Raw genomic sequence first — 8,108 nt, forward strand, 5'->3', positions numbered from 1 at the left:
GAATTAGTTCGTTACTTTGATGGCGATTTACAGTTTGATGGGAGTATCGCTGATAAAGGTGGTCGGATCGCCCGTAACGGTCGGGATATCTTATTTGAAACAGATAGCGGTGACAATCCCTCTGCACCTACTACCTTTGTCGGAATTACCGCCAATGGGGGGAACACGCTCACCTCTAACCGATATGAAATCGGACAATATTCTTCGCTACGCAGCAGAATTCTGGCAGGAGATCCCTTGTCCAATCTCATTGCTGGCGATACCAATGGCGACTCATTTATTGACAGTGCGCCTTATGACGTAACTCCAGCATTTCGCAATACTTTTTCACTAGCACCGGGCGCAACTACATTCTATGTTACCGAGACACTATTCGGCACGGGCGTACCAACTCAAGTATCTTTACCAGAGACAATTACCGTAGCAGCCACCGATGCTAATGCTTTTGAAAATAATGGCGATACGGCAACTTTTATGTTGACTCGCGCTAATGCTAACGATACTAAAGCAATTACCGTTAACTATACGCTTTCTGGTGCAGCTATCAATGGTACTGACTATACGAATGTCAATGGTTCTGTGACATTTCTAGCAGGTCAAAATACGGCGACAGTTACAGTCAATCCGATCGCTGACAATATTACTGAAGGCATAGAATCGGTAGTCTTGACGATCGATAATGGTTCTGGATATAACTTGAGCGATCGTAGCCGACAAGCACGAATTACCATTGCTGATGATAATTCGATCGCCAATCTACCAACACTCGTTAGTATCGATAGTGTTAGTTTCACCGAAGGTAATACTGGGACAAAGAACGCAGTTTTCAACGTCACCTTAAACAAAGCTAGTGAAGTAGAAGTTACGGTAGAGGCTTCTACTGTCGATGGTACGGCTACCGCAGGTAGCGACTATACCGCACTCGATAAAACAACCATCTACTTCGCTCCTGGCGAAACTACCAAACAGATTACGGTGGCGATCCTGGGCGATCGGACGATCGAATCTGATGAAACGTTCACAGTCAATCTTTCCGATCCGACTAATGCCACTCTCAGCACGGATGCTTCGGTAACTGCGAATATTATAAATGATGATATCCCGATCTCGATCGCGGTGCGTGATGCTGATACGGCGGAAACTAAATCTGGTGAAACTCCCAATCACGGACAATTTGTGATTACGCGCAGTGGCGATTTGAGTCAATCGCTGTCAGTAAAATATACTCTGTCTGGTACGAGTACTAACAATGATGATTATCAAACCCTTACTGGTACGAGTATTTTTGCCGCAGGTGTAGACCAAGCCTTTGTCGATATTAACCCGATCGATGACCGCATTTATGAAGGCGCGGAAAGCGTCACACTCTCCGTTTCAACTGAAGACTACTTAGTTACAGGATCGAGTAGTGTTACCGCCACGATCGCTGATAACGATGCTGTCGATCCAAAATTGATCGAACCAGCTCAAAATTTACTATCAATTGATGGTGGAACTGCTAAATCGCTGATGAAATTTAGTAAAGTATCCCAGCGAGGCGACAATCGCAACGAGGTCTTTGCTTTTGTCGTCGATGATGATTTGGGCAGCATTAATGGCATTAAGCCTGGAGAAAGTGGTTACTTAGCCGCCGCACTCGATCGCGCCCAATCGATCTTTTCAAATTTAGGTAATAGTGAATTCGACAAACAAAACGATCGCAATTCCGAGCGATACTTAAACTTTGTGCCTGGTCAGCGGATCGAATTTGCGGAGATTATTAACGACACCCTCGATGGAGTCAAAAGCGATCTTGCAGCGGGTGAATCAACTGCGAATATCTTATTTTCCCTTCCCGATGCTAATCCTAGTGGTGCTGCGCAGGTTAAATTTAATCTCATCGCTAGCGACAATAGCTACCAAATCGACTTCAACGATCTGGTAATTAAAGTAGAAACGCTCGATAACTTTAATTTGCCGATGGGTACTGCCTTACAAACTAAATTAGAAGGACAAGTCATCGATTTACGTATCTATGGTGGTCTGCGATTGGCCGATACCAAGGCAACTGGTGATGCTGACTACAATAATTACATCGGTTTCTATGAAGTGCAAGACGAGCGAGGAACGCTATCAAATGGACTCAAACCAGGGGAAGCTGGCTATGTTGAAGCCGCAGTTCGAGAGGCTATTCTGAGTAGTACCAGATTCAAGAGCCAAGTCGATACCGATCTCAGTGTCCTCGGCGGGAAAATCTTGGCTCCAGTGGTAATTGCCAACGGTACTTTTGATGACTTCCTCAACAAAAATCCCGAAAACAAAGCCAACAGTAGCGTTCATGCTTACTTTAACTATCTGGGAGCTAATACCGATAAGGTAGATCACTTCCGATCGCTTGGAGATAATAAGTTCGGAATTGAAGATATGTATGGTGGCGGCGATCGCGATTATAACGATCTGATCTTCCAAGTGAATATCAAAGCTTAAATCGATCTCTCAAATTTTAGATCTTGCATCAATGCATAGATACTATTGCTGCGGCGACCTTTGGGTACCCTAAGATCTACCCTACTTACTAATGTTTTGGTACTGTAGAATTGCGCTATATCCCCGACTTCTCGAAGAAGTCGGGGATATGTCTTCTAGCTTCAAAGGTTCCTGAATTGCCCCTCCTGGGGAATGTGCGTGATAACATCACTAATACGAGCGTGAAGGAAAGGAGATCCGGAGATGAGTGGATTACAAGCATTAATTTTTGATGTCGATGGAACTTTGGCAGACACCGAGCGGGATGGACATCGGGTGGCTTTCAATCAAGCATTTGCCAATGCGGGGCTAGACTGGGATTGGTCGATCGAGTTATACGGGAAATTATTGGCTGTGACTGGTGGGAAGGAGCGGATGCGCTTTTATCTGGACACCTATCGTCCTGACGTACAAATGAATGACGAATTAATTGCCGATCTGCACAAAGCCAAAAATCAGTATTACGCGCAGTTATTAGAGCGAGGGGGGATTCCACTCCGTCCAGGTGTTAAACGGCTGTTAGAGGCGGCCAGAGCTGCCAATCTGCGCCTAGCGATCTCGACGACAACTACCCCTGCAAATGTGTTCGCATTATTAACGGGAAATATTGATGCTGAATGGTTTGAAGTCATTGCAGCGGGTGATATCGTCCCCAAAAAGAAACCCGCGTCAGATATCTATGACTACGTGCTAGACCAGATGAAATTACCAGCAGCGAACTGTCTGGCATTTGAAGATTCGGAAAATGGTCTAATTTCGGCGATGGATGCTGGTATCGTCACCCTGGTAACGATTAACGACTATACCCAAAATCATAATTTCGATCGCGCCAAACTAGTATTATCCGATCTCGGCGAACCCGATCGTCCTTGTCAAATTATCCAAGGCGATACCCAAGGCTCCACCTATGTCGATCTCCCCCTCCTCACCAGATTAATCGCCGCCTAAATCGATCGAATCGAACAACAGAATGTGGGCTTGAGGTCGATCCATTTTTAAAAACCACAAAAAAGCTCCGAGTTTTAACTTGGAGCTTTTTTGTGTGAAAGTCTAGAACCGATCTGGTGGGCACTGACCACCCTACAACTATCTATTCACTTTCAACTTTCAACTTTCCACTAATTTAAGTTGCCTCCATCCAGTCATAGATTCGATCGAGTTGTTCGATCGTCACTAGTCCGTATTGCCATAAAATCATCGGCAAAGGGCCTGGATTGTGTTCTACTTGTTTGAGGGCGATCGCCATCGAAGAAGCAGAAATAGCCAAATCATCTTGTAAGAAACGAATTAATTTTGTTAAAGGGGTAGATGCGATCATGGCCGTACCTCCGGCTGAATGTTAAAAAAGTATTTATTAAAAAGGGAGACAAATCTGCACCGAGTCCAATCTTCTTTGCGAAAACTGATAACGGCAACCGTTAATTTAGATCTTCACCAGTGTCAATCTAAATTACAGAAAGATTCAAACTAAAATTTATTTTGGCGATCTTTTCAGTTACAAACCCATTCGGGAACAACTGACCGAAGATTGACAGTACCGATGATGTCGGCAGTAGTTTCTGGATTCAATTGAGTTGTAACTAATTTAGATCGCCTATTTGTTTTGCTGGTAGATCTCTCATCATCTTGATTTGCCAAATGAGGAAATCGAAGACTGGCAGTAACAAATATTTAACCCTGTTAACGGCTGTTTAGAATCCGTGGAAACACGGTGTTTTATTAAAGTTTGAATTGGAGTGTCAGTGTATTTTGGTATTCTTATTATTAAAGATGGATTATAGCATTGCTATCGACGTTGCTATCTGAAACTATAGTAATTTAAGCCTTTTGGCTGAATAGTTGCGAATTTTCAAGCGATCGCCAACTTTAAGACGAAGCTCTGTTACTCTACCACCGCGTAATTCAATCACCCCGTCGATGTTATTTTTTGGCTCGGGGCCGTAGCCTGGACAAGGATCGCCCGCGCAAGGCAGTATTTGTTCGCCAATATGTTTAACTACGCCATTAGACATAAAAACCATATCTAAGGGAATGAGTGTATTCTTCATCCAAAAGCTGACTGGACGTGGTGGGGAAAATACAAATAACATCCCTCGATTGTCTGCCAAATCCGTGCGATTCATCAGCCCAATAGATTGCTCTTTAGACGTGCGTGCGACCTCTAATTTGATAATCTGTCCACCAATGGTAACTTGAGCCGTTATGGGCAGTTTTTGCACCTGTGGAGCAGCTTTAAGATCTGGTATGGATAGTGCTGCTGGATTTTTAGTCTGGATTGGTGGTGCGGAATCAACGGAAAGGGAACAGCCGAGCAGTAAGATCCCAACTAGTCCGCAAGTTATGCCAAATTTGAGGTGCTGTTTCACAATTCTAGGGTTAGGGGTTAAGGGTTAGATTGCGCTGGAGCGATCGCAATAGTTTTTCTGTTGCTCTCATCCACTTTAATCGCTACACCTCATCCCCTCAGAGCGTAGCGACGATTAAAACTTAAATTTTGTTTCCAGATATATTTATATCGATCTTTGTTCATGACTCGATCGATAATATAGACACTATTGAAGGCAGAGATCTGCGGGTACCCATTAAGCGGTGCATTGTGACAAGACAGGGCACACCTATCGGTTAGTTGTGCTAGGGTTAACCTCATCTATGATCTAATCGCGGAGCACATAACCAACACCACGGACTGTTTGAATCAGCCGCTTACCGCCGTCTTTTTCTAGCTTGAGTCGGAGGTAGCGAACGTAAACTTCGATTACATTGGATTCGCCGAGAAAATCATAGCCCCAAACGTTTTCTAATATTTGTTCCCTGGTAAGCTCGATTTCGGGCTGAGACATCAGATAGCGGAGCAGTTCAAACTCTTTTACCGTTAATTCGATCGATCTTTCGTTGCGTAAGACGCGGTGAGTGACGATATCTAAAACGAGATCGCCGAATCGTAACTGTTCGCCGACGGGAATATTGGAGTGAAGATACAGCCCGATCGTGTGCAGAAAGTTGGGAGCATGATATGGTTTAAGAAAGTAGTCATCAGCTCCAGATTCCAAACAGACAATCCGATCGGCAACAGTGTCCTGTGACATCAGCAATAAAATCGGTGCGACAATACCCAACTCGCGGAGCTGAGGTATCAGTGTCAGTGCTGATTCGCCAGGTAATGCTCGATCGATCGCAATCAATGCTGGGTGCAATCTTTTCGCTTGTTCCAATCCTATTCTGGCATTTTCGGAAATCGACACCTGATAACCAGCCTTAGTCAGATCGAGATTCATTTTCTCCGCTAGTGTCGAGTCGTTTTCGATCAGGAGGATTGGAGTGTTTTCAGTCATGGGATAGGGGATAGGGGATAGGGGATAGGGGATAGGGGTTAACAATTTGCTGGGAGAGTTTTGAAGACTAATTTCCGACAGTGAAAATTAGACTATTCCCTAATCTCTATCCCCTATTCCCTAAATTATGGCAATTCTACCGATGTCGGCTTCGCAATGTGCGGTAGTCCCCATCCTAGTTTCTCACGCAAAATCTTGAAGTATTCTGGAGGTTGGAGGCGGATAAATTTGGCAGGATAGGGCGATCGCTCGATGCGGATGGTAAATTCAGGGAGGATATAACAGCCGCCATTACCATCTACTACCATGACGAGGCGATTGGGGTTGGCTGAGTTGATGGTGACAGGTTCGGTGTCGGAGAAGACGAGAGCGCGGGATGCGAGGGAATGGGGGCAAATCGGCACTAATTGGAGTGCGGCTACGCCAGGGGCGACGACGGGACCGCCAGCACTGAGAGAATAGGCGGTAGAGCCTGTAGGTGTGGAGAGAATTACACCATCAGCGGCAATATCTACAGGTGCGTGTCTGCCAACTGTCACTTCAAAGTGGCACATGCTGGTGAGTGGTTCGCGATGGATGACCATTTCATTGAGACACAATGCTTCCCATAGCAGTCGATTATCATCCCATACTTGCACTGTCAGCATGGCACGATCTTCTACCTGGTAATCGCCAGCGATCGATCGATCGATCGCTTCTGGTAACTGGTTGATATAGGTTTCCGTCAAAAATCCCATATGTCCGGTATTCACCGTCAGTAAGGGGATACCGCGCGAGGCAACTTGACGAAAAGCCGCTAGAACGGTACCGTCGCCACCAAGGACGATCGCAAAACTCATATCTGAGTCAAACCCAGGGGGACAGAGAGAATCGATCGGGATATGCGTAATCGGTCGGTCGGATTGACAGTAGCCTAAGATACCACCTTTAGCGGCAGCGGAACAAACTTCCCAACCCAACGCTGTTAACTTGTCGTCGATTTCGCGGGCAATCCGACAAGCAAGTGGTTTACCCTCATTATAGATGATGCCTACTTTTGGCACGGATACAGTCCTACTTCAAGTTTTCTGAGAATACGGATTTTTAGTGCTAGCGATCGACAGGTTTGATAATGTTGGTCGTCATCAAATTATCTGTGGATACTAGTAATTATCGCATACTAGCCGCACAGAATCGATCGCAGCGCAGGGGCTAGGTAGAAAGTTGTCCATCTAACCCTAAAGCCTAAATTCAGTACATCATTTTTTTCTTTTTCTGTTTCGTGGCTTGTTTTTCCTTTTGCTTGTTTTTCTCGTAGTCTAATTCCTTGAGTTTGCGGAGAATACGACTGAAGTATTCTTGTAGATAAGCTTCTAATGTACCGATTTCTTGAGGCTCGATCCCAAAGATTTGGTATACTTCGTCCATACTGGCAGTCAATGGCTTCCCTGTCGCTAATACTTCTGTGAAGGCTAGTCGATCTGCAGAATTCCAGCTCCACTCAAAGAAGCGCAATGTTTGTCTCATCACCCGAATGATGCCGATCGGGACATTCGTGATTTTAGCTTCTTTCCCAGACTGACGTTCGCAGAAACTAATAATTTCTTGTCCGCTCCAGGCGCGATTACCGACAATCGGAAAACTGCGATTATTGGTTTCCGGTAACGATAAAGCTTTAACGGCAAATTTTGCCACATCCTGAGTATCCATATAGGCAATCGGCGAAGATTCACCTGTCATCCATACGGGTTGCCCCTCTAAAGTCGGGATCGCATATTGACCGATTAGCCCTTGCATAAATCCAGCCGGACGGAGAATGGTATAGTTTAATCCCGATTCAGCTAAAAATAGCTCGGTACAACGCTTGATTTCCATCAAGGGTACGTTGGGATAATTCTCAGCACCGAGAATCGAGAAGAAAATAAATCGATCGATCTTGGCTTCAATCGCCGATTGAATCAGCGCAACCTGTCCTTCCCAATCAACACGCTTAATACTGAGTGAATCTGTCGCTCTAGCTGTCGCAGCATCAATTATCGCTGTTACACCCTCTAATGCAGGTGCCAGAGTACTAGGATTACAGATATTACCAATAACTAACTCGGCTCCCCACTCTTTCAGAAAAGCCGCTTTGCGCGGATTTCTAACCAGACAGCGGACTTGGTAGCCTTCATCCAAGGCGCGTCGTGCGATCTGTCTGCCTAAGGTACCCGTGGCACCAACAATCAATAGTGTCATCTATAAAGAATAATTAAAAATTATTAAAGCTATTCCTTAAAATATTAGCAGAAA

General features: G+C 45.1%; 7 protein-coding genes. 2 read left to right on the forward strand and 5 right to left on the reverse strand.

Going from position 1 to position 8,108, the window contains the following annotated elements:
* Window positions 1-2,466, forward strand: a 2,466-nt coding sequence (locus tag RMO55_RS21540) for a Calx-beta domain-containing protein (RefSeq protein ID WP_310430177.1), incomplete at its 5' end; no start/stop codon positions are given.
* Between the two features lie 243 nt (window positions 2,467-2,709).
* Entirely contained in the window at window positions 2,710-3,453 is a 744-nt protein-coding gene (locus RMO55_RS21545) for an HAD-IA family hydrolase (protein WP_310430178.1), read from the forward strand.
* A 175-nt stretch (window positions 3,454-3,628) separates the two neighbouring features.
* Here RMO55_RS21545 and RMO55_RS21550 read toward each other — a convergent pair whose 3' ends face one another.
* The 5 genes from RMO55_RS21550 to RMO55_RS21570 form a co-directional block, all read right to left on the reverse strand.
* The gene (locus RMO55_RS21550) at window positions 3,629-3,823 is read right to left on the reverse strand and encodes a DUF2949 domain-containing protein (RefSeq protein ID WP_310430179.1); all 195 of its coding nucleotides are present in this window, start codon (window positions 3,821-3,823) and stop codon (window positions 3,629-3,631) included.
* A 490-nt stretch (window positions 3,824-4,313) separates the two neighbouring features.
* Window positions 4,314-4,871: a DUF192 domain-containing protein gene (locus tag RMO55_RS21555; protein WP_310430180.1), complete on the reverse strand. Its 558-nt coding sequence runs from the start codon at window positions 4,869-4,871 to the stop codon at window positions 4,314-4,316.
* A 288-nt stretch (window positions 4,872-5,159) separates the two neighbouring features.
* A complete protein-coding gene (gene nblR / locus RMO55_RS21560) occupies window positions 5,160-5,837 on the reverse strand; it encodes a response regulator transcription factor NblR (protein WP_310430181.1) in 678 nt (225 codons plus the stop codon).
* Window positions 5,838-5,962: 125 nt separating this feature from the next.
* On the reverse strand, window positions 5,963-6,880 hold the full coding sequence (locus RMO55_RS21565; RefSeq protein ID WP_310430182.1) for an NAD(+) kinase: 918 nt from the start codon (window positions 6,878-6,880) through the stop codon (window positions 5,963-5,965).
* Between the two features lie 187 nt (window positions 6,881-7,067).
* Entirely contained in the window at window positions 7,068-8,054 is a 987-nt protein-coding gene (locus RMO55_RS21570) for an SDR family oxidoreductase (protein ID WP_310430183.1), read from the reverse strand.
* Between the last annotated feature and the right edge of the window lie 54 nt (window positions 8,055-8,108).

This window comes from Chamaesiphon sp. VAR_48_metabat_135_sub (genome assembly GCF_031418915.1).
Classification (GTDB): Bacteria; Cyanobacteriota; Cyanobacteriia; order Cyanobacteriales; family Chamaesiphonaceae; genus Chamaesiphon.

Coding starts and splice junctions, on each gene's coding strand:
- RMO55_RS21545 (WP_310430178.1), top strand. CDS start 2,710: ATGAGTGGATTACAAGCATTAATTTTTGATGTCGATGGAACTTTGGCA.
- RMO55_RS21550 (WP_310430179.1), bottom strand. CDS start 3,823: ATGATCGCATCTACCCCTTTAACAAAATTAATTCGTTTCTTACAAGAT.
- nblR (WP_310430181.1), bottom strand. CDS start 5,837: ATGACTGAAAACACTCCAATCCTCCTGATCGAAAACGACTCGACACTA.
- RMO55_RS21570 (WP_310430183.1), bottom strand. CDS start 8,054: ATGACACTATTGATTGTTGGTGCCACGGGTACCTTAGGCAGACAGATC.